The 22699-nt window shown below is 29.8% G+C and carries 19 protein-coding genes; 17 read left to right on the forward strand and 2 right to left on the reverse strand.

The features are described from left to right. Positions 1–55: 55 nt before the first annotated feature. Positions 56–2962 carry a glycosyl hydrolase family 18 protein gene (locus ACSYT2_RS06265; protein ID WP_438384192.1) on the reverse strand — a complete coding sequence of 969 codons (2907 nt, stop codon included), beginning with the start codon at positions 2960–2962 and terminating at the stop codon, positions 56–58. A 230-nt stretch (positions 2963–3192) separates the two neighbouring features. Here ACSYT2_RS06265 and ACSYT2_RS06270 point away from each other — a divergent pair, with 230 nt between their 5' ends. The 3 genes from ACSYT2_RS06270 (at position 3193) to ACSYT2_RS06280 (ending at position 6569) form a co-directional block, all read left to right on the forward strand. Next, positions 3193–4356, forward strand: coding sequence for an AI-2E family transporter (locus ACSYT2_RS06270; protein ID WP_438384194.1), 1164 nt, complete (start codon positions 3193–3195; stop codon positions 4354–4356). Positions 4357–4687: 331 nt separating this feature from the next. Continuing rightward, complete coding sequence (locus ACSYT2_RS06275) at positions 4688–5581, forward strand: SPL family radical SAM protein (protein ID WP_438384196.1); 894 nt, start codon at positions 4688–4690, stop codon at positions 5579–5581. A 199-nt stretch (positions 5582–5780) separates the two neighbouring features. Beyond that, positions 5781–6569, forward strand: a complete 789-nt coding sequence (locus ACSYT2_RS06280) for a 5'-methylthioadenosine/adenosylhomocysteine nucleosidase (protein ID WP_438384197.1) — start codon at positions 5781–5783, stop codon at positions 6567–6569. Positions 6570–6621: 52 nt separating this feature from the next. Here ACSYT2_RS06280 and ACSYT2_RS06285 read toward each other — a convergent pair whose 3' ends face one another. Continuing rightward, positions 6622–7332 carry a DUF434 domain-containing protein gene (locus tag ACSYT2_RS06285; protein WP_438384199.1) on the reverse strand — a complete coding sequence of 237 codons (711 nt, stop codon included), beginning with the start codon at positions 7330–7332 and terminating at the stop codon, positions 6622–6624. Between the two features lie 132 nt (positions 7333–7464). Here ACSYT2_RS06285 and ACSYT2_RS06290 point away from each other — a divergent pair, with 132 nt between their 5' ends. From ACSYT2_RS06290 to fliB, 14 genes are all read left to right on the forward strand, one after another. After that, positions 7465–7785 (forward strand): DUF5661 family protein, encoded by a 321-nt coding sequence (locus ACSYT2_RS06290; protein ID WP_438384201.1) that lies wholly within the window; start codon positions 7465–7467, stop codon positions 7783–7785. Between the two features lie 20 nt (positions 7786–7805). Further along, the gene (locus tag ACSYT2_RS06295) at positions 7806–8096 is read left to right on the forward strand and encodes a hypothetical protein (RefSeq protein ID WP_438384204.1); all 291 of its coding nucleotides are present in this window, start codon (positions 7806–7808) and stop codon (positions 8094–8096) included. Between the two features lie 232 nt (positions 8097–8328). Next, positions 8329–8955, forward strand: coding sequence for a DUF47 domain-containing protein (locus ACSYT2_RS06300; protein WP_438384205.1), 627 nt, complete (start codon positions 8329–8331; stop codon positions 8953–8955). After that, positions 8948–9946, forward strand: a complete 999-nt coding sequence (locus tag ACSYT2_RS06305; RefSeq protein WP_438384208.1) for an inorganic phosphate transporter — start codon at positions 8948–8950, stop codon at positions 9944–9946. The genes ACSYT2_RS06300 and ACSYT2_RS06305 overlap by 8 nt, the downstream gene beginning before the upstream one ends. A gap of 545 nt (positions 9947–10491) precedes the next feature. Further along, positions 10492–10713, forward strand: a complete 222-nt coding sequence (locus ACSYT2_RS06310; protein ID WP_438384210.1) for a hypothetical protein — start codon at positions 10492–10494, stop codon at positions 10711–10713. A gap of 147 nt (positions 10714–10860) precedes the next feature. Further along, positions 10861–11787, forward strand: coding sequence for a DUF2935 domain-containing protein (locus tag ACSYT2_RS06315; RefSeq protein WP_438384211.1), 927 nt, complete (start codon positions 10861–10863; stop codon positions 11785–11787). An 83-nt stretch (positions 11788–11870) separates the two neighbouring features. Beyond that, positions 11871–12971 carry a peptidase S41 gene (locus ACSYT2_RS06320; protein ID WP_438384212.1) on the forward strand — a complete coding sequence of 367 codons (1101 nt, stop codon included), beginning with the start codon at positions 11871–11873 and terminating at the stop codon, positions 12969–12971. Between the two features lie 164 nt (positions 12972–13135). Continuing rightward, on the forward strand, positions 13136–13951 hold the full coding sequence (locus ACSYT2_RS06325) for an alpha/beta fold hydrolase (RefSeq protein WP_438384213.1): 816 nt from the start codon (positions 13136–13138) through the stop codon (positions 13949–13951). A 178-nt stretch (positions 13952–14129) separates the two neighbouring features. Then, complete coding sequence (locus ACSYT2_RS06330; protein WP_438384215.1) at positions 14130–15758, forward strand: glycoside hydrolase family 13 protein; 1629 nt, start codon at positions 14130–14132, stop codon at positions 15756–15758. A gap of 243 nt (positions 15759–16001) precedes the next feature. Further along, complete coding sequence (gene treP, locus ACSYT2_RS06335; protein ID WP_430856339.1) at positions 16002–17423, forward strand: PTS system trehalose-specific EIIBC component; 1422 nt, start codon at positions 16002–16004, stop codon at positions 17421–17423. A gap of 37 nt (positions 17424–17460) precedes the next feature. After that, complete coding sequence (gene treC, locus ACSYT2_RS06340) at positions 17461–19125, forward strand: alpha,alpha-phosphotrehalase (protein WP_438384217.1); 1665 nt, start codon at positions 17461–17463, stop codon at positions 19123–19125. A 131-nt stretch (positions 19126–19256) separates the two neighbouring features. Further along, on the forward strand, positions 19257–19961 hold the full coding sequence (gene treR / locus ACSYT2_RS06345) for a trehalose operon repressor (protein WP_430856341.1): 705 nt from the start codon (positions 19257–19259) through the stop codon (positions 19959–19961). 26 nt (positions 19962–19987) lie between these two features. Beyond that, positions 19988–21277 carry a glycoside hydrolase family 125 protein gene (locus ACSYT2_RS06350; protein ID WP_438384219.1) on the forward strand — a complete coding sequence of 430 codons (1290 nt, stop codon included), beginning with the start codon at positions 19988–19990 and terminating at the stop codon, positions 21275–21277. Positions 21278–21472: 195 nt separating this feature from the next. Then, positions 21473–22624, forward strand: coding sequence for a flagellin lysine-N-methylase (gene fliB, locus ACSYT2_RS06355; RefSeq protein ID WP_438384221.1), 1152 nt, complete (start codon positions 21473–21475; stop codon positions 22622–22624). Positions 22625–22699: the final 75 nt, after the last annotated feature.

Here is a 22699-nt window from a genome sequence, read left to right on the forward strand (position 1 = left end):
TTATGCTTTATTTAAAGTAATAGAACAATCAATTTTAAGTTAAAGAATCTATATACTAAGATGCTAAATATTTAGATATTGTAACAAAATCATATATATCGATAGTACCATCATTATTTATATCATATTTTAAATTATAACCTACATCCCCTCTTGAAATATTATATTTATCTGCAATAATAGCTAAATCTCTTGCATCAACTTTATTATCACCATTAAGATCAAGTTTAGCCATTTCGTTAATTATTTTAACATAACTGTGATTTGAAGATGCAATCTGATTCTTATCATCTGTAACAGTAACAAGGAAGTCTGCATAGCGTGGCTTTTCATTTTTTACTGAAATTTTTTTCTCTATAGTAACAGGGTTATCACCACTAGCATTAATAGTAGAATCAAGTATTGATACATTATCTTTCATAATACTATATTTTATCGCAGTATTTTTAGCTGGAAAAGTTATTTTAAGAGTAAACTCACCATTAACTTGCTCTGTTGTAGTAATAGTTGGTGCTTTTAGTGACATAATAGTTTTAGAAACATCATCTAAATATTTTCTAAAAAAAGGAGCAAATTGATTTTGTGTGCGCATATCCCAATTAATCGACCACGCCATTATACCTCTAAGATTTGGATAAGCTTTAGACATCTTCCAGTTACCAGCAGTACCACCTTTAATTAACGCATCCATAGCACTTTGAATGGTTGAAAGACTTGTAAATCCATTTCCAGCATAAGTACAAGCTGGTACACCAAGTACAACTTGATCTTCTCTTAGGGCAGGGAATGGATCATTACCTGGCACAGTAAATCCAGTTAAAAGCATCTCAGCTAAGCAACCATAAAAGTCTGCATTACCCATAGTTTTATATTGTCCATCAGGTCCAGTAATAGGGCCAGAATTATAGTATTGAACCTGAATCCAATCAATTTTATCCCTTAAAGCGTATATTACGGGTAAATAGGAGCCTCTACGTTGATCAGCCCCATTAGGACTATAACCATAGCCACTATGACCAAGTTGAACAAAAAATGTTTCAGGGGCCATTGTTAATAAGAAATCATCTCCGAATTTATTAGTTAACTCTTTAAGGGAATCAATTAGGTTAACTATAACAGGAGTAGTAGGATTTTTATAGTTTGTATCACCTTCTTGAAAATATAGGGAGTGACCTTCGAAATCAATATCCAATCCATCTAATCCATATTTTGTAATTATTTCTGAAATAGACCTTATAAAATTATCACGAGCAGCTTTATTTATTAATTGTACCTGCCCATTTTGTCCTCCAATAGATAGAGTAATTTTTTTTCCTTTACTTTGAAGCAACTTAACGTCTTTTATAAAATCTTCATCAGTATAGTTGTATGGTTTAAATTTAATATCACCTGATGTAACTGATGTTGGTTCTCCAAAGGACAGATTAATTACATCCCATTCATTTGGTACATCCTTAAGCCTAACAAAACCTGATCCATTATCAAAGTTATGCCAATATCCTACAAGTACTTTATTTGGAACTGGTCCAGCACCTCCGCCTGATCCAGAAGGGTCAAATTCATCCTTAATAGATACTCGAACTTCATTAGAAATTAATTCATTCTTAGAGTCAGATACCACTACTTTATAACTATAGTTTCCCGGCTCTTTATCATAAATATTTTTTTGAATAACTAAATTATTTTCATTACCAGCTTTTAATTGACCAAAATCAAAGACTTTATCGTTTTCATAGACTGTATAGTAGTTCGCTGAATTATATGATGGAACTGTAGCTTTTAAAGTGTAATCTTTTTTATCTGTAGCACTTATTTCCACTGTACCAGCTTGCAAGGAAATTATTGGTGGAGGTAAAGTATCGAAGTAGTTCCTAAAATAATTACTGAAACTATTCTTATAAAAATTATCCCAATTTATAGACCAAGCCATTATGCCTCTTAAGTTTGGATGTTGCTTTTTAACAGTATAGCTTCCAGCTTTGCCACCAAAATAAAGTGCATTAAGAGCTTCTTTATATTGATCATTTGTAAGGACCCCACTACCAGCGGCTCCAGGATTTGATGGAACACCAACTACAATTTGATCTTCTCTTAGTGCTGGGAAGAAACCACCATCCCCACCATTAACAGAGAATCCATTTAAGAGCATATCTGTTAATGCAACAATAAATTCAGAGTTGCCAGGGGATTGGGATTTACCATTGTTATCTTCAATAACTGGTGAGTTATATAATTGTACTTGAAGCCAGCTTAATTCATTTCTTAGAGCATAGATAACAGGTAAATAAGCACCAACTCTATTATCTACGTTAGCGTTAATACCTCCATAGAATCTACGACCATGTTGCACAAAAAAAGTTTCAGGGGCCATAGTTAAAAGAAAATCTGTACCGTATTTTTTTGTTATTTCCTTTAATGCAGCTATTGTATTAACGATTACAGGACTTGTTGGATTTTTAAAATCTCTATCATTACCACTATTCATATAAAGAGAGCCACCTTCAAAATCTATATCTAGACCATCAAGACCATAGCGATCAATAATCTCACATGTTGATTTTACAAAAACATCCTTAGTCTGAGTATTTTGAAGAGAAACATGACCATTTTGTCCACCAATAGATAGAAGAACTTTCTTGCCTTTTGATTGAAGGTATTTAACATCGTCCTTAAATTCACTCTCAGTCATATTATAAGGTGTGAATTTTATATCGCCAGATGTTTGGTTGGTAGGTTCACCGAAGGATATATTAATAACATCCCAGTTTGGAGAAACATCCCTTAATCTGATAAAGCCTGTACCATTATCAAAGTTATGCCAGTATCCTACTAAAACATTCTTCGGAACTGGTGTTGATGTAGTAGCACTTATAGGTATTCTTGGTAAAAGGGTTAAAGTAAGTAGAGCAACAATTATAAGGGATAGGTGTTTTTTTAGAAAGGATTTATATTGTCTTTTCATTATTATAATACCTCCTATTATTTAATATCACTATAATATACTATATAATACAAAATAGTAATATTATGTATATAATAAGTATATCACTTGAAAATTTTGATTACAATAATTGGTATTAGTCTTTCTTTAATGAGCATTTTATTAGGATTAGTAAAAATTATTAACATTATAATTACTTTACCGTGTATAATAAAGTAGTGATAGTAAAATAAACAACATAGGAGGGCAATATGAAGATTAATTGGAATACAAAATATAATACAATTGCTATGTACACTTTTATAGTAGTAACGTCCATAATTTTATTCTATCTAGCAATTTCACAGATAGATATCATTACTAGCAAAATAAGTGTAGTAGTAACAATATTACAACCTATAATTATAGGTTTTGGTATGGCGTATTTGTTCAATTTTGTATTGAAATTCTACGAGGATAAGGTAATAAGAGACAGTTTTTTAAAGAAACTAAGGATTAAATCTAAAAGAGGTATTGGAATTCTACTTACATATGTAACAATAATTTTTATTTTATATTTATTTATGAATTTCGTATTTCCTCAGTTATTGCAAAGCATAATAGGACTCGTTAATGATATTCCTAGCTATATAAACAATGTTACAAAGTTATTAGAAAAGGTTATGATAGAGTTAGAGATAGGGGAAGAGTATTTAACCTTTGCTACAGATAACTTGAATTCATTTGTTAACTATGTAATTAAATTTGCAACTAATTTACTTCCTGTATTAGGAGGAGTTCTTTCTTTAGTAGCATCCAGTATTTGGAACATTGTTATTGGGTTGATAGTATCTATATACTTATTAATCGATAAAGAAAAGTTCTATGGAATTAGCAAGAAGATGACATATGCAATGTTTTCGGAAACTAGGGCGAATAGAATATTAGAGCTTACTCACAGAAGTAATGATACTTTTGGAAAATTCTTAAGTGGAAAGATTATTGATTCATTTATAATAGGAGTTTTAACATTTATTGTACTAACAATATTTAAAATGCCTTATACACTATTAATATCAGTAATTATAGGTATAACAAATATAATACCATTCTTTGGACCATTTATAGGAGCTATTCCATCCTTTATAATTATATTATTCGTTTCGCCTATACAGGCATTATGGTTCCTATTAATTATATTTATAATTCAACAAATTGATGGTAATATAATAGGACCTAAAATACTTGGAGATTCAATTGGTATATCAGCATTCTGGATATTATTCTCAATATTAGTAGCTGGTAAATTCTTGGGATTTATAGGTATGATAATAGGAGTTCCATTATTTGCGGTAATTTATACAATCATCAAAGAAATAGTAGAAGCTAAGCTTAAGAATAAGGGAATGAAAACAGATACAAAAGATTATATGTAAGGATTATAGATTATCATATATTTATATAGAAGGAAGCTAAATATATAGAAATGTATTTAGTTTCCTTTTGTTTTAAGTAATATGTATATCTAAATCTAATCAAATCAAAATAGATAAATTTAAAGCCAAAGAAATGATTATTTTTATGGAGTAGGATATGAGTACACTCCATTTCTTAAATTTAATGGAGGCAAATAGGTAAATACAACTCAAGCTGCATTTATTTTGATTGTACCAATTTAAAGGTTAATTTAATTATTTTATATAAGACATATAGCTGTCCTAATACCTTTGCTAAAATAAAAGAAAAAGTATTAAAGGAAAAAAGATCATGGATTTTATTTATTCGAAAACTATAATTTCAAAGTATATTGATGATAATCCTTGGTTTGGGATTAATTACAATATGAACATATATAAGGGGTGTAATCATGGGTGTATCTATTGCGATTCAAGAAGTGAATGTTATAGAATTAAAGATTTTGATAGAGTAAGAGCTAAGAAGAATGCAGTTGAAATAATAAGAAAAGAATTAAAAGGAAAGAAAAGAAAAGGAGTAATTGGTACAGGTGCTATGAGTGATCCATATAATCCATTTGAAAAGAAGGAAGAACTAACTAGAGCAGCCTTAGAAGAAGTTAATAAATTGCAATTTGGTATTTCAATAGCAACAAAGAGCACCTTAATTACAAGGGATATTGATATCTTAAAAAAGATAAAAGAACATTCGCCCGTCTTAATAAAAATAACAATAACAACCTTTGATGATGAATTATGCAAAAAAATTGAGCCAAATGTAATGCCTACTTCTGAGAGATTTAAAGCAATTAAAGAACTAAGTGATAATGGAATATTTACTGGTATATTATTAATGCCAGTTCTCCCATTTATAAATGATAATGCTGAGAACATAATAAACATAGTTAAAGGGGCATATTATAGTGGAGCAAAATTCATTTTTGCTTATGGTATGGGAGTTACATTAAGGCAAAATCAAAGGGAATACTATTACGAACAATTATTGAAGATTTATCCCTATGCAAAAATGGCGAGTAAATATATTAATACTTATGGAGAGAGATACGAGTATGAATCAGAAAACTCAAAGATGTTATGGAGTATTTTTAGAAATGAGTGTGAAAAATATGGGCTTATTTACAATATGGGGGATATTATAGATGCTTATAGAAAAAAATATATAAAAGAACAGATATCTTTATTTTAAAATAATTATTAAACTTAGTATAATATAGTGATTATCCATAATAATTTTCCAAAGATTACTATAAATCATTATGAATATATAAAACACGAAAAATAATGTTGAATTCCTATTAAATATATGGTATAAAAATAGTGTAAGGCGAATGAACAAACGAAAAATTTAAGTAATATTCGCAATATAACTGAAGAGGAGAAAACAAATGAAGAAAAAATTATTAGCAATCTGTGGTGCTGTTGTATTATCTGTATCCCTATTGGCAGGGTGTGTTGGGAAAAATGATAAAGAAGGTACTAATACACTAGGAATAATAGGAGCAATGGAAGAAGAAGTAGAAATACTTAAAGAAAAGATGGATATTAAGGAAACTGTAGAAATTGCTGGTATGGAGTTCTATACTGGTAAAATTCATGATAAAGATGTTGTGTTAGTTCGTTCAGGAGTAGGAAAGGTAAATATGGCGACTTGTACACAAATATTAGTAGATAAATTCAATGCATCAGCTGTAGTAAATTCCGGTGTTGCGGGAACGATGGATCCAGCGTTAAATCAAGGGGATATTGTTATCTCAACTGATGCTGTACAACATGATTTCGATACAACAGTATTTGGAGACCCACTAGGAGAAATATCACGTTTAGGAATTACTTTCTTTGAAGCTGATGAAAAGTTGAGAGAAGTTGCTAAGAATGCAGCTAAGAATATTTCTGGGCTAACAATAAAAGAAGGACGTATTGCATCAGGTGATCAATTCGTTGCAGGTGGTCCTGTTGCTGATAGAATAAAGAGTAACTTTGGAGAGGTATCAGCAGTAGAAATGGAAGGTGCAGCTATGGCTCAAGTTGCTCATTTAAATAAGATACCATTCGTAATACTTCGTTCAATATCAGATAAGGCAGATGGAACAGCAGACATGTCTTACGAAGAGTTCTTACCAATAGCAGCTAAGAATGCAAGTTCTTTGTTGGATGAGTTTATAAAACTATATTAATTTGAATAGAAGCTACCTTATAAGGTAGCTTCTATTATTTTAAAATTATCCTCTAATACCTAAGATCTACATATGAAAGTTGAAGCATATCATCCCTTATAATCATCCAACCAAGGTTAATCCAACTTTTACAAGAATTCAAGATAATCCCATCACTAGTAACAACATTATCAAATTTATTTAAAATGACGTCTGCATTTTGTACTAGTATTACTTCAAGCTCAAAATTATGATTGCTAAGTAGCTCTATAATTTTAAGTTTTAATTTTCCAGTATTAGAAACCGGTGAGTCTAAGTAGAATATAGCCTTTTTCACTTTTAGTTCAGATAGTTTTTTCCCTATTAAGTCAATAGCCATATCTGTTTTATCAATTAGTGTATAAGTTCCACGTAATCCAGCTAAATCCCTTATTGCTCCATCCATGCCAAGTAAAAGGGTAGAACCAGAAAGAGCTACTTCTAATGTTATTATTAAATTTAAAGCGTCTATATGTATTGTGATATCATTAGGAATGGCTCTAACTTCATGCTTTAATCTTCTTTTAATATCATCAGAGGAGGCTAAAGATCTTTTTAAAGCTAGTCTTTGTCTTGAAGATAAAAGGTAATGGTTTCCTATAAATTCAATAGTTTTATCTATACTATACCCCCTATCTAACAAGTTGCATATATCAACCTTAGCTTCTTGTAAAAGCCGAATATTATCATCATTAAATTCAGTTCTATCAGAGGGAATAAACCCTCTCCTTGCAATACCTGCCACATAAATCACTCCTTTGACATTATTATTTACTTACCTAGACAAATTTATTAAAAGTCTATTGAGTAAATATGTTCCATATAAAGAGGAGGTATCATATAATAATGATGATAATTAATTCTAAATGGTAGGGATATGAAGCATAGTGATTGGATTATAATGAAACTTAGAGGAGATAAAAGTAAAGTTTCTTTCACAAGAGAGGAAGCAGAAAAAATAGCAAAGGCTTTCAAAATTGATTTTTCTAGTGAAAAATTTGACTTAGATGAATTTACTGCAGGAGTAAATGTGGAGTTAGAGCATGGAAGTAGAGTTCCTAAAACAAATGTTACTAATAACGACCCAATTCTTACTGGCAAAATTGCATTAGCTCATTTAATGGAATTTCCTGATTACTATAAAAGGCTTAAAATACTTGAAACTGATGCAGATGCATACTGGAATAAAAAAATATAGATTATAGTAAGGAGAAATTTATGGATGGAAAATATAGTATAGTTTTAAATACGCCTATGGGAAATGAGAGAGGAATAATTCTTTTTCGTACAAAAGATAATGAATTAAGCGGAGTTATTAGCGCAAAAGGTGGAAATAATCCATTTTATGGTGGAAGAATTAGCGGGAATAAATTTCAATTTTCAGGGGAAATGAATATTCTTATGATGAGAATTCAGTACACTGCTACTGGTAGGGTAGAAGGCGGGAAGTTAACAGGAATAGTAAGGACAAGATATGGTGATTTTGCCGTAAATGGGAATAGAATATAATAGTATAAAGAGTCAAGAATTTATATTCTTTGCTCTTTTTTATTGAATTATATTATTTTAATACTATATTTAAATAAACAAAATATAAACAAAAAGGTAACTATATTAAATTATAGTTAATTTTATAATGAAAGGGTTAAATATAGTTTAATTTTAGAAAAAAAGAGAATATACTTAAAAGGATTTGAAAATAAATACATAATAATATAGACATTTAAAGGAGAGATAGAATATGTTAAATTTTAGTCAAAAAGAAGATAAATTCTATGATATGATTTCCGAATCTGCCAAGAATGTAAATGATGCTGCGATAATTTTGAGGGAGAATCTAGATTCTTTACATAATAAAGAAATTGATGTTATAAAAACAGAAGATATTGAGAAAAAGGGAGACGAATTAGTAAGGATTGCAATTAAAGAACTAAATGAAGCGTTTATAACTCCAATTGATAGAGAGGATATATATGAAATACTGAAAGTTATGCATAAAATATTAGATTTAATTAGTTCAACTATGCATAGGTTTATAATGTTTGACATTAAAGAAAGTACAGAAGAGTCAAAGTTTTTAGGTGATATGTTGGTACAGATTACTAAAGAACTTATGGAATTGATGGACGAGCTAAAAGCAAATGGGTGTAAATCAAAGGATATTGAGAAAAAAATAATTAAGGTAAGTAACATCGAACATGATGCTGATATGTTATTTAGAAGAACTGTATCAGAGTTATTCAAAAAAGAGGAGAATATCTTAACTGTAATGAAATGGAAGGAAATATACCAAATTATTGAAGACACAATTGATTATTGTGAAAGAGTAGCTACTATAGTAGAGGGAGTTGTTATTAAAAATGCATAGCGCTATTATAATAACAGTTTTTATAGTAATATTAACTCTTATATTTGATTTTATAAATGGATTTCATGATACTGCAACAGCTGTAGCTACATCAATCACAACAAAAGCACTTACCCCTAATAAGGCAATTGCAATTTGTGCTATTTGTAACTTTATTGGTGCTTTTACAAGTACAGCAGTAGCTAAAACAGTTGGTGATAATATTGTTAATCATTCTTCTGTACCACAATGGGTTATAATGTGTGTTCTTATATCTGCTATTGTATGGAACTTGCTTACATGGTATTTTGCTATTCCAAGTAGCTCATCCCATGCATTAATTGGGGCTTTAGTTGGCGGTGGAATAGCTTACACTAGTACATTAAATGTTGTAAATTGGTACAATCTTTTTCATAGTGTTGTATTATGGTTATTTTTATCTCCAGTCATAGGATTGGTTGTTGGGTATATATTAATGGTTATTTTAAATTGGATCCTAAAACCTTTTAAAATTAAGATTATTAATAGAATTTTCTTAAAGCTTCAAGTTTTTGCAGGTGCCTTTATGGCATTAAATCATGGTGGTAATGATGCTCAAAAGTCTATGGGTATAATAACAATGGCATTACTAAGTGGTGGTTTTATAAGTACTTTTGAAGTTCCGACCTGGGTAATAGTTGCTTGTGCATTATCTATGGCAATTGGTACATCTATAGGCGGAAAGAGGATTATAAAAACCATGGGGAGTGGAGTTGCTAAATTAACACCTGTAAGTGGATTTGCAGCACAAACAGGAGCAGCATCAGTAATATTAACTGCGACCCTATTTCATGCTCCAGTTAGTACAACCCATATTATCACCACAACAATAATGGGAGTTGGTGCATCTAAAAGCGTTAAATCTGTGAAATGGGGGATAGCTAAAAATATCCTTTGGGCTTGGGTACTTACCATACCAATAACAGCCATTCTTTCAGGAGGTATTATATTTATAGCAAAGCTTTTTATGTAAATAGTTAATATTTATAAAGTTAGTTATACTTAACATTTGGAATATATTAAGTTATCAACTGCATAACTTATATATATTCCTTTTTACTTTACATTTATTTAATATGTAGCACATTTTGTTACTTCTATACATAGAATATAATATAGAATTAAGGAGGTATATTTATGGCAAATATTAATATATCACCTCCATGGTTTACCTTTGCTAATGAAATAAAGTACACCTATGGTTTAAGTAGATATATATAGGTTAATGATTTATTTCAAACTGGAGAGAGCTATACCTTAACAATAAATGTATGTAATGATGAGGTAGCAAATGCACTGAGACAAGTACTACCACAAACAAAAGATTTCGGAGGTGTTACTGTTAATATTGTTATCTTCAATAGCAGTGGGAATGTTGTTCCCCTTATAGATATTGAATATACCCCCGAAATATTAGCACAAACCTTCTGCTTAGCTTTATTATCAAACCCATTATTTGTAGGGACAATTTTAACAACAGGCAAAGTACCAATAGAAGCAGAAGAAAGAACAGGTAACGTGGTTATAATAATTAAAGCCGCAGTTGTACAATTTTATAATGATGATATTAGTGATTTATGTAAAAATTTTAATGAAGTAGCCGCAAAAGTACTCGCTGATGTTACAAATTTATCTTACTTACCTGATCTTAAAATATCATTTAGTACCTTTGATCAAGACTGTGAACTACAAAGGGAAATATATTGCCCAAATGCTTATATTATTAGTAATATAGCTTAATAAAATTAATTATAATCTGCCTAGTAGATTTGTTGCTACTAGGCCTTTTTATATAGAAAATATATATTACCTTAGTAATTATTAAATTAATAAGAACTTAAACTATCATAAAAGAATAAAATATAATAAAATTCTTGGAGGAAAATAATGTTTAATAACCAAAAGTATGTAGTTTTATCACTAGAACTACATTTATTTTTTGCTAGGATAATGAAGGAGCATTCTCTATTCTTGGAGGCAGGTTTCACACCTAAAAATGGTAAGCTTACAAAGGAAGCAGACCATTACAAAATAGAATTTGAAAAATTTCTACTTGATACGGTAAAAGTAAGTAATGGAATAGTTAGAGAAAGTGTTTTGGATTCAGGTGAAATATTCACTGACTATACATTAAGTACTGAAAGAAAAACTATGTTTTATACAGGAATAGAGATAAATCAAAAGATAACAGTTATGGAGTCGAAATTACAATGTGGTAGGGATCCTAAGGTAAAATCAGATATAGTTAGGACTGTAAGAGTACTAAATAAGAGAGCCATAAAATTACTTGATGGACTCATAGATTTAAAGGAAAGAATTTTAGATGGAATGTTATGTTGTGAAATATTTACAGTTAATTATCCAACTCTTATAAAGCATATTATTCGTGAGGCTAAATTATATCGAAGTTATATAATAGATCTTGACAATGGAGAGGATATAGAAGATAAGGATATTAAAGAAAGTGAGTTATTTTGGGATAGAATTATGATGGAACATACGTTATTTATTCGGGGTCTTCTTGATCCGGTTGAAAACACTTTAATAGAGATCTCTGATAAATTTGCTAAAGAATACGCAAGTTTAATTGAAAAGGCAAAGAATACTAGTGATGAGACATTAGCGAGTATTACAAAGGAAACATTACTAGAAACAATGAAATTAAAGGATTTTAAAGAGGCAGGTACAAAGGGTATTGATGAGTGTAAGATACAAAGCATATTATTACCTCTTCTTGCAGATCATGTACTAAGAGAATCTAATCATTTTATTAGGCTGTTAAATAGTTATAGTGATAAAATGGAGGAATATTAAAGCAAGAATACAATTACTAGCTGTAGTATCTGATTTTATATGTTATATTAATAATTAAGTTAGTTAATAGCAAGGGAGATATAATGAGTAGTAGTTGGGAAGAAAAATGGATTGAAGATATTGACTATCTAAAGGATAATCTTATAGAAAAACATAAGAATCTATTTTTTAATATAAGTAGGGAAGATTTTGAAGAAAAGCTCAGATATTTAAAATCATTAATAAATGAATTAGATTATAACGAAATGAAGGTTGAGTTAAGTAGGATTGTTGCATCGGTAAGAGATGCACATACATCTTTGGCTTTTCCTGTTAAAAAATATATACCTTTGAAATTTTATTGGTTTAAAGAAGGTATATATATTGTAGATACAATAGATATGCATAAGCATTTACTTTATAAAAAGATACTTTTCATAGAAGGTATGGCTATAGATAAAGTCATGACTGAGCTTAGAGAAATAGTTTCATGTGAGAATGAGTATTTCTTTAAAGCTAAAAGCATGAATTATTTAAATGTTGCCGAGGTTCTTTATGGGTTAGTTATAATTGATTCAATAGATAAAGTAAAAATAGGCTTGGAAGGTGAAGAAGTTGAATTAGAAACAGTCTACAGAGATGAACTAGTATATATAAATAATATGTTACCTCAATATCTTAAAGAAGATAAAGAAAACTTCTGTTATAAGTATTTTAAGGATAGTAAAGAACTTCACATTTACTACAATTCCTGTAGAGAAAAGGGAGATATCAAAATAGAGAATAAGATTACTGAAGTCATTAACTATATTAATAGAAATCAAATAAGCAAGGTAACAGTAGATTTAAGTAATAATCTTGGTGGTGATTCCAGATTAATAAGACCATTAATAGATTATATCAAAGGTAATAAATCAATTAATACCAAAGAAAATTTAAAAATAAAAATTGGTAGAGAAACTTTTTCATCAGCTTTAATTAATGCTTATGAATTCAAGTGGGAAACCAACGGAATAATTGTTGGTGAGCCTTCTGGTGGTAAACCAAATTGTTATGGTGAGATATTAAGATTTATTTTACCTAATAGTAAATTTAATATTAGTTATTCAACAAAGTATTATAAATTAATAGATGATGATTCAGTAGTGGCATTATATCCAGAGAAAATTGAAGATAAAAGCATAGAGGACTTATTAAAAAGCTAGATTAAAAGCAAACCTGTAATGGAAGGTGCTTCTTTCTTAAATAAGAAAATTAAATCTGTTTTATAGTTCGAAATAAATATTTAATTCACGTATATAATTAATTCACGTATATAGTTAAAAAGGAATATAATACTAACAATAATTTTATTGTTTGGAGGGATATTATGGGATACTACGTAAATGTAGATCCATTCGTAAAGCTATATGTAGAGGATCTTAATGTAGAGGGTAAAAAGACAATTTTATTTCTACATGGGTGGCCAGGTAGCCATAACTTATTTGAATACCAATTTGATTACCTTTCAAAGAAAGGATATAGATGTATTGGTATTGACCAGAGAGGCTTTGGAGCATCTGATAAACCATTAAAAGGATATGATTATGATACATTATCAGATGACGTTAGGGCAGTAGTTGATGAACTTGACTTAGATGATTTTATATTAGCAGGACATTCAACTGGCGGAGGGATTGCTGTAAGGTATATGGCAAGACATAATGGATATGGAGTATGTAAGCTTGCTCTTTTTGCAGCAGCGGCACCTAGTGTTATCAAACGACCATATTTTCCTTATGGATTAAAGGAAGAGGCAGTTAGGGATATAATTCAAGGAACATATAGTGATAGACCTAAGATGTTAAGGAAATTTGGTGAAACATTCTTTTATAAACCAATAAGTAAAGCATTTTCTGATTGGTTCTTTCAATTGGGATTGCAAGCAGCAGGTTGGGCAACAGCAGAAATAGCAAATACTTGGCTTAATGAAGAAAGACTTTTTACTGATTTAAAAAAGATAGAAGTGCCAACCTTGATTCTACATGGAATCCACGATCAAGTTTGCTTATTTCCACTAGCATTAGAACAGAAAAAGCTTATTAAAAATTCTAAACTTGTAAAGATGGAAGATAGCGGGCACGGTGCTTTTTATGATCAGAAAGATAAATTTAACAAGGAACTAGTGAAGTTTATTGAAGGATAATTCATATGTTGAATAATTAGATATAAATTCCTATGGATGATATTTTCATCCATAGGAATTTTTTATGAAGATTTAGACTTAAATAATTAATATTCTATTTTCACATTGACATTCTATATATGTAAAGGTTATTATGTAATTAGAAACTTATACGTACAAGATAAAAAGGAGTGTAGATATGGAAAGAAAATGGTGGCATAGCTCAGTAGTATATCAAATTTATCCGAGAAGCTTTAAGGATAGCAATGGGGATGGAATTGGAGATATTCAAGGTATTATTGAGAAGCTAGATTACTTAAAAGAACTTGGAATTGATGTAATATGGTTAAGCCCAGTATATAAGTCTCCAAATGATGATAACGGATACGACATTAGTGATTACTATAATATCATGGATGAATTTGGAACAATGGATGATATGGATAGACTATTAAAAGAAGCTAAGGAAAGAAATATAAAAATACTTATGGACTTAGTTGTTAACCATACATCTGATGAGCATAAGTGGTTTATTGAAGCTAAGAAGTCTAAGGATAATGAATATAGGGATTATTATGTATGGAGAAAGCCAGTTAAGGGCAAAGCTCCTAATGAATTAATATCAACCTTTAGTGGTAGTGCTTGGGAGTTAGATGAAGCTTCTGGTGAATATTATTTACACTTATTTAGTAAGAAGCAGCCAGACTTAAATTGGGATAATGAAAAGGTTAGAAAAGAAGTTTGGGATTTGATGAATTTCTGGATAGACAAAGGTATTGGCGGCTTTAGAATGGATGTTATTGATTTAATTGGTAAAGTTCCAGATGAAATGATAAAAGAAAATGGACCAAAACTTCATGAATATCTTCAAGAGATGAATAGAAATAGTTTTGGAAAACATGATTTATTAACAGTAGGTGAAACCTGGGGAGCAACTCCAGAAGTGGCAAAACTATATTCAAACCCTACTAGAAATGAGCTAAGTATGGTATTCCAATTTGAACATATAAGCCTTGATAAGATACCAGGTAAAAATAAATGGGACCTAAAACCATTAGACTTAAGAGATCTAAAGAGAGTATTCTCTAAATGGCAAACAGAGCTTGAAGGAGAGGGTTGGAATAGTCTTTTCTGGAATAACCACGATCTACCAAGAATAGTTTCAAGATGGGGTAATGATAAGGAGTATAGAGTGGAAAGTGCTAAAATGCTTGCAACTCTTCTACATGGCCTTAAGGGAACACCATATATCTATCAAGGTGAAGAGATAGGTATGACAAATATTAGATTTGAAACTATCGAAGAGTATAATGATATTGAAATACGTAATATGTATAAAGATAGGCTAGCTAGAGGCTTTAAACATGAAGAATTAATGGAGTCTATATATGCAAAAGGTAGAGATAATGCTAGAACTCCAATACAATGGGATAATACAGAAAATGCTGGCTTTACTACAGGTAAACCATGGTTAAAAGTAAATGAAAATTATAAAGAGATTAACGTGGATAATGCTTTAAAGGATAAAAATTCTATATTCTATCATTATAAAAAACTTATAGAAATAAGAAAAAATAGTGAAACTATAATCTATGGAGATTATAAGCTATTAGATTATGATGATAAGAATATCTATGCTTATATAAGAGAATTTAACGGAGATAATATACTTGTAGTCTGTAACTTCTACAAGGAACCAGTAGTGTTCAAGTTTGAGGAGGAGTACAAAAATGTGCCTGAAATTCTTATAAGTAACTATAAGGATTCAAGTGTTGAAATAAGTAGTCTAAAATTAAGACCATATGAAGCTATAATGTATAGAATATAAAAAGTTAAGAAAAGTAATATAGGATATGAAGTAACTCTTATGTAATGGTTTATACATTCTATATTACTTTTTTTCATATTAAGTAAAGAATATGACTTTTATACTAAGCATTAAGACATAGTACTTACCAATTAGTAAAAAAAATTCTAAAATATTTCATGAAAACGTTTGACAATATATGTACGTACATGTTAAATTAATTATAGAAGATGTAAGTACAAGTAATGAAAAGGAGGAAGTAAAATGGGAAACTTCACAAATGATGTAAAGAAATTAATTAAGTATATTGGAGGTAAGGATAATATAACGGCATTAACTCATTGTGTAACTAGATTGAGATTTGTCTTAAAGGATCCTAAAATAACGGAAATAGAAGCTATTGAAGCATTAGCTTCAGTAAAAGGTACATTTACTCAAGCAGGTCAATTTCAAGTAATAATTGGACCAGAGGTATCCACTTTTTATAATGAATTTATAAAACAAACAGGTATACAAGGAGAGAATAAAGATGCTATAAAAGAGGCAGCTAAGAAAAATATGACATTACTACAAAGAATAGTAGCTAATTTAGCAGATATATTTTCTCCATTAATACCAGCAATTATCGTAGGTGGTTTATTACTAGGATTTAGAAATATAATTGGTGATATGAAGTTGTTTGAAGACGGAACAAAAGCTTTAACAGAAATATCACAATTCTGGAATGGGACAAATAGTTTCTTATGGCTAATATGTGAAGCTATATTCCACTTCCTACCTGTTGGCGTTGTTTGGTCAGTAGCTAAGAAAATGGGTGCTAATCAAATGATTGGTATAGTAATTGGTATTACTTTAGTATCACCACAATTATTAAATGCATATGCAGTAACTGGTGCTGATACTATTCCATTCTGGGATTTTGGATTTGCTCAAGTTGAAATGATAGGTTACCAAGCACAAATAGTACCAGCAATATTAGTTGGATTTACATATGCTTATTTAGAAAGATTAGCTAAGAAATTCTCACCAGAGGCAATACAAATGATAATAGTACCTTTCTTCTCATTAGTACCAACAGTGCTATTAGCACATACAGTACTTGGACCAATAGGTTGGAAGATAGGAGATGTGGTTGCAACAGTAGTACAAGCAGGTTTCAATTCCCAATTTGGTTGGTTATTTGCAGGCGTTTATGGTTTTGCATACCCAATCTTAGTTATAACAGGATTACACCATACATTATTACCAATAGACTTACAACTTATTGCAACAACTGGTGGTACATATGCATGGCCAATAGTAGCATTAGCAAATATTGCTCAAGGATCAGCGGTATTAGGATATATTTACTTAAAGAGAAAAGATACAGAAGCAAAACAAATTGCAGTACCTGCATGTATATCAGCATACTTAGGAGTTACAGAACCATCCATCTTTGGTGTTAACTTAAAATACTTTTATCCATTCGTAGCAGCTATTATTGGTTCAGGAATCGCAGGTATGGTATCAATGATATTTACAGCTACTGCAAACTCAATTGGTATTGGAGGTCTTCCAGCTATACTGTCAATGCAAGGAAGTAGTATGTTACCATACTTAGTGTGTATGGTAGTAGCAGCAGTAATACCATTTGTATTAACAATAATTTTATCAAAAACTAAGTTAAATAAAATAGCAGTTAAATAGTATAAGTAAGACATAATTTAAATGGAGTGAAATATTAATGAAAGATTTTAAGAAAAGTGTAGTTTATCAAATATATCCAAAATCATTTAGTGATTCAAATGGAGATGGAATAGGGGATATTAGAGGAGTAGTTGAAAAGTTAGACTACATAAAAACATTAGGGGTTGATTACATTTGGTTAACCCCAATGTATATATCTCCTCAAAGGGACAATGGATACGATGTAGCAGATTACTACAATATAGATCCTGTTTATGGAACTATGAGTGATTTTGAAGTACTTGTAAAGGAAGCTAAAAAGAGAGATATAGACATAATGTTAGATATGGTATTTAATCATACTTCTACAGAACATGAATGGTTTAAGAAAGCATTAGAAGGAGATGAAAAATACAAAAACTATTATATCTTTAAGAAGAGTAATAATGGAGGTCCACCAACTAATTGGCTATCTAAATTTGGTGGTAGTGCTTGGGAGTATGTTAAGAAATTTGATGAATACTACCTCCATCTATTTGATGTAACTCAAGCAGATTTAAATTGGGATAATGAAGAGCTTCGTAAAGAGATATATAATGTAGTTAACTTCTGGATTGAAAAAGGAGTTAAAGGATTCAGACTAGACGTTATTAACTTAATCTCAAAGCCAGAAGTTTTTGAAGATGATCATATTGGAGATGGTAGAAGATTCTATACTGATGGTCCTAATATCCATAAGTATCTAAAAGAATTAAATGAAAATACCTTTGGAAAATATAAGGATATAATAACTGTAGGAGAAATGTCATCAACTACTATAGAGGACTGTATAAAGTACTCTGGGAAAAATGAGAATGAATTGTCTATGGTATTTAATTTTCATCATCTCAAGATAGACTATAAAAGTGGTGAAAAATGGTCGTTGATGGATTTTGATTTTAAGAACCTAAAGGATATATTTAGTTCGTGGCAAAGGGGATTAATTGATGGACAAGGATGGAATGCATTATTTTGGTGTAACCATGACCAACCAAGAATTAATTCAAGGCTTGGAGATGTTAAAACATATTTAAAAGAATCATCAAAGATGTTAGCTACAGCTGTTCACATGATGAATGGTACTCCTTACATATATCAGGGGGAAGAAATAGCTATGACAAATCCAGAATTTGAGTCAATTGATGATTATAGAGATGTTGAATCAATTAATTATTATAATATACTCAAATCAGAAGGTATGGATGAAGAAAAAATATTAACAATACTAAAAAGTAAATCTAGAGATAATTCAAGAACACCAATGCAGTGGGATAGTTCAAAAAATGCAGGGTTTTCTACAGGAACACCATGGATTAATACTTCAAATAGATATAAAGAAATAAACGCTGAAAAGAGTTTAACTGATAAGGATTCAGTATTCTTCCATTATAAAAAGCTTATAGAGATAAGAAAAGAAGAGGATATTATTTCTTATGGAGATTATAGAATTCTTGATGAAATGAATGATAAAATTTATGCTTATGAAAGATTCTATAATGGTGAGTCTATAGTAGTAGTTAGTAATTTCTATGGTAAAGAGGGACATATTAATTTATGTAAAGAAATAGAATTTGAAGGTAAAAAGGTAGAAATTTTACTTTCAAATTATAGAGATAGTACATTAGATATATCTAATATAACCTTAAGACCTTATGAATCAGTAGTTTATAAATTAAGTAATTAACATATGGATGAAAGTATATTACTTTCATCCATATCTATATATGTTAAACTCTATTTCTTTATGCCTTTAAATTTAGATAGAAAGTATTATATAATAAACTTATAGTATTAAGAAAGAAGTAGGGATTTAACATGAGTAAGTATATAGAAATTTATAATGAAATAGTGAGTAGTATAGAGAATGGAAACTTAGAGGTGGACAGTAAACTACCATCAGAATCGCAGCTAATGGAAAGGTATGATGTATCAAGGGATACTGTCAGAAAATCTTTAAATCTTTTAGAGCAAAATGGATACATACAAAAATTAAAAGGAAAAGGTTCCTTTGTACTAGATATTAATAAGTTCAATTTTCCAGTTTCAGGTATCAGAAGCTTTCATGAGCTAGCTAAAAGTATGGGAAATGAGATAGAAACAAAGATAGAGGAATTAAGCTTAAAGGCTCCAAGTAGTAAGATAAAAACTAAACTAGAATTAGAAGAAGATGATTACGTATGGAAAATAGTAAGAGTAAGAAGGATTGATGGCGAAAGAATTATTTTAGATAAGGACTACTTAAATTCTAAATATGTTCCAACATTAACATTAGATGTATGCAAAAACTCGCTATATGAGTATATAGAAGGAGAACTTAAACTAAAAGTTTCCTATGCTAAAAAGGAAATTACAGTACAAAAAGCTAATGAGGAAGATAGAAAATATTTAGATTTAGGCATGGACAATATGGTTGTTGTAGTAAAGAGTTTTACTTATTTAGATGATAGAAGCTTATTTCAATATACAGAGTCTAGACATAGGACTGATAAGTTTAAATTTGTAGACTTTGCGAGACGATAAAACGACAGAAATTCAGAGGTATAATTATGTTAGAAATAAATAGAGATTTCGTAAAAGAAGCTAAAGCATTAATAATGGATAAGATTAATGATAAAAAAGTAGCTGATATTTTTGAGAAATGTATAAATAATACAATAGACATGACAGTTAAAATACAAGATGACGAAACTACCTTTATTATTACAGGGGATATTCCTGCTATGTGGCTTAGAGATTCAGTATGTCAAATAAGACCATATCTTTTATTTGCAAAAGAAAATAAGGGAATTCAGAAGATGATTGAGGGTCTAATAAAGAATCACTATAAGCTTATAAAAATTGATCCTTATGCAAATGCATTTAATGAAAGTGCTAATGGAAATGGTCATCATGATGATATAACAGAAATGTTACCAGAGGTATGGGAACGCAAGTACGAGGTTGATTCTTTATGCTTCTCCCTACAATTAGTATATTTGTATTGGAAGGTTACAGGTAAAACTGACCATATAAATAATGAGTTCACTGAGGTTTCTAATATTATTTTAGACTTATGGAAGAGAGAGCAGAATCATGAAAAGGAGTCAGCATATAGATTCCAAAGATTAAACTCTAGAGCTAGAAATAATCTTGATAGAGGTGGCTTAGGAACTAAGACTACATATACAGGTATGACTTGGTCAGGATTTAGACCAAGTGATGATGCTTGTGCCTATGGGTATTTAGTACCATCAAATATGTTTGCATATACAGTACTTGGATATTTAGTTGAGATAGCTAAGGTTCTTTTAAATAATGAGGAACTGGCTAGTAAGGCTGAGGTTTTAAGGAATGAAATTGAAGATGGTATACAAAAATATGGTATAGTACATAATAAAAAGTATGGAAGCATGTATGCTTATGAAGTAGATGGACTTGGTAATAGTTTTTTAGTTGATGATGCAAATGTACCAAGCTTATTATCAATACCCTTAATCGGGTACAGAAAAAATGATGACCCTACATACGTGAATACAAGAAATTATATTTTAAGTGAAGATAATCAGTATTATTATAAAGGTAAGTATGCAAAGGGGATAGGAAGTCCTCACACTCCCGAAGGTTATATCTGGCATATATCACTAGCTATTGAAGGTTTAACTAGTGATACTCAGAAGGAAAAGTTAGATAAGATAATGATGATGAAGGAAACTGATGGAGATACCTTATTTATGCATGAGTCCTTTGACCCTAACGACCCTAAGAATTTCACAAGAGAATGGTTCTCTTGGACAAACTCAATGTACTGTGAGTTAGTGATGGATTATTGTGGCTTAAGTTTAAAAGAATATATATAAATGATCATTAAAAGAAGTTGCTAGTCGACTTCTTTTTTCTTATCTTTAACGAAATCAGCAAAATTTAATAACATACTAAAATAGGTATTTCGTAAGGATAATCTTTAGTATATAATGTACTAGTTAATAAAATAATGACAGTATTATAAAGTAAGCCTAACAAGCACTTTTATACAAAAAAGATTGGGGTTAATTATGAAACAAAAGATATTTATGCCTAAATACATGGTGGATTTTAAATGCGTAAGTTCAAAATGTATTGATACCTGTTGTGCTGGTTGGGATATTAATATAGATAGAGATACCTATTTAAATTATAGTAACAGCAGTTTAACTTTTAAAGAATTAGTCAATGGAAAGTTTATTAAAAATGATAAAGGTCAGAATTACTTTAATCATGGGTTTATGAAACTTATAGGTGAAAGAACGTGTCCATTTTTAAATGAAAGTATGTTATGTGATATACATGAAGAAGTAGGAGAGGAAAATCTATGTATAACCTGTAAAAGTTATCCTCGAGTATATAACTTAGTTGATGGTGTATATGAAAAAAGTGGACTACCTTCCTGTTATGAAGTATGTGTTAAAGGTTTTTTAAACAAAGATAAGATGGAGTTTGTTGAGATTGAGGAAGAAATTAATGAAAAGTCTACAGAAATTAGAAGAGTAATTGATAGTGAAGCTTATGAAGGTACCGATAGTCTTCTTCAATTCTTTTGGGATATAAGAGTAATTTCTATAAATATAATTCAATCAAGAAGCTTTACAATAGAGGAAAGGCTGAATATACTTAAGAATTTCTATGAAAATATAGAAAGAATGCATTATGAAGAGGATTATGACTCCTTAGAAGATCTTATAGAAGACTTCAACAATAAGGCAATTAACTATGAAGAAATTAAAGGACAAGCTTTTAATGAAAATAATAAATTTTACATAAGTCTAGCAAATGAGGAACTTATAAAAAATATTAAAAGTATAAAGTTAAATGGTTGTGTTGATGAATATAAACTAGAAATAATGAATGAAGTTGATATTTGTGATCATCTAAAGGAAATGAATAAATCTTTTTATAAAGTAGATAAATTCCATTATATTCTTGAGAATTATTTAGTTAATCAAATATTTAAGGACTTAATTCCCTTCAATAAAGGTGAAGGTTTGATGAAGAGTATTAATGGATTAATAAATAGCTATAGAATAATAAAGGCATATGTTATAGGAATAGCTTTAAATGCTAAAGAAGAAGTAACTGAAAAACAAATTATAAGAGTTATACAAGCTTTAAGTAAGGATATAGAGCATAATATGGTCTTTAAGGAATTATTAGAGAATAGTAGCTATTAAATTATTAAATTAAGTAAATGAACTGATAGGTTAACTTATCAGTTTTTTTACATTATGGTATTATATAATAAGTTA

It is taken from the genome of Clostridium zhoujianii, assembly GCF_051590805.1.
Lineage (GTDB): Bacteria > Bacillota > Clostridia > Clostridiales > Clostridiaceae > Clostridium.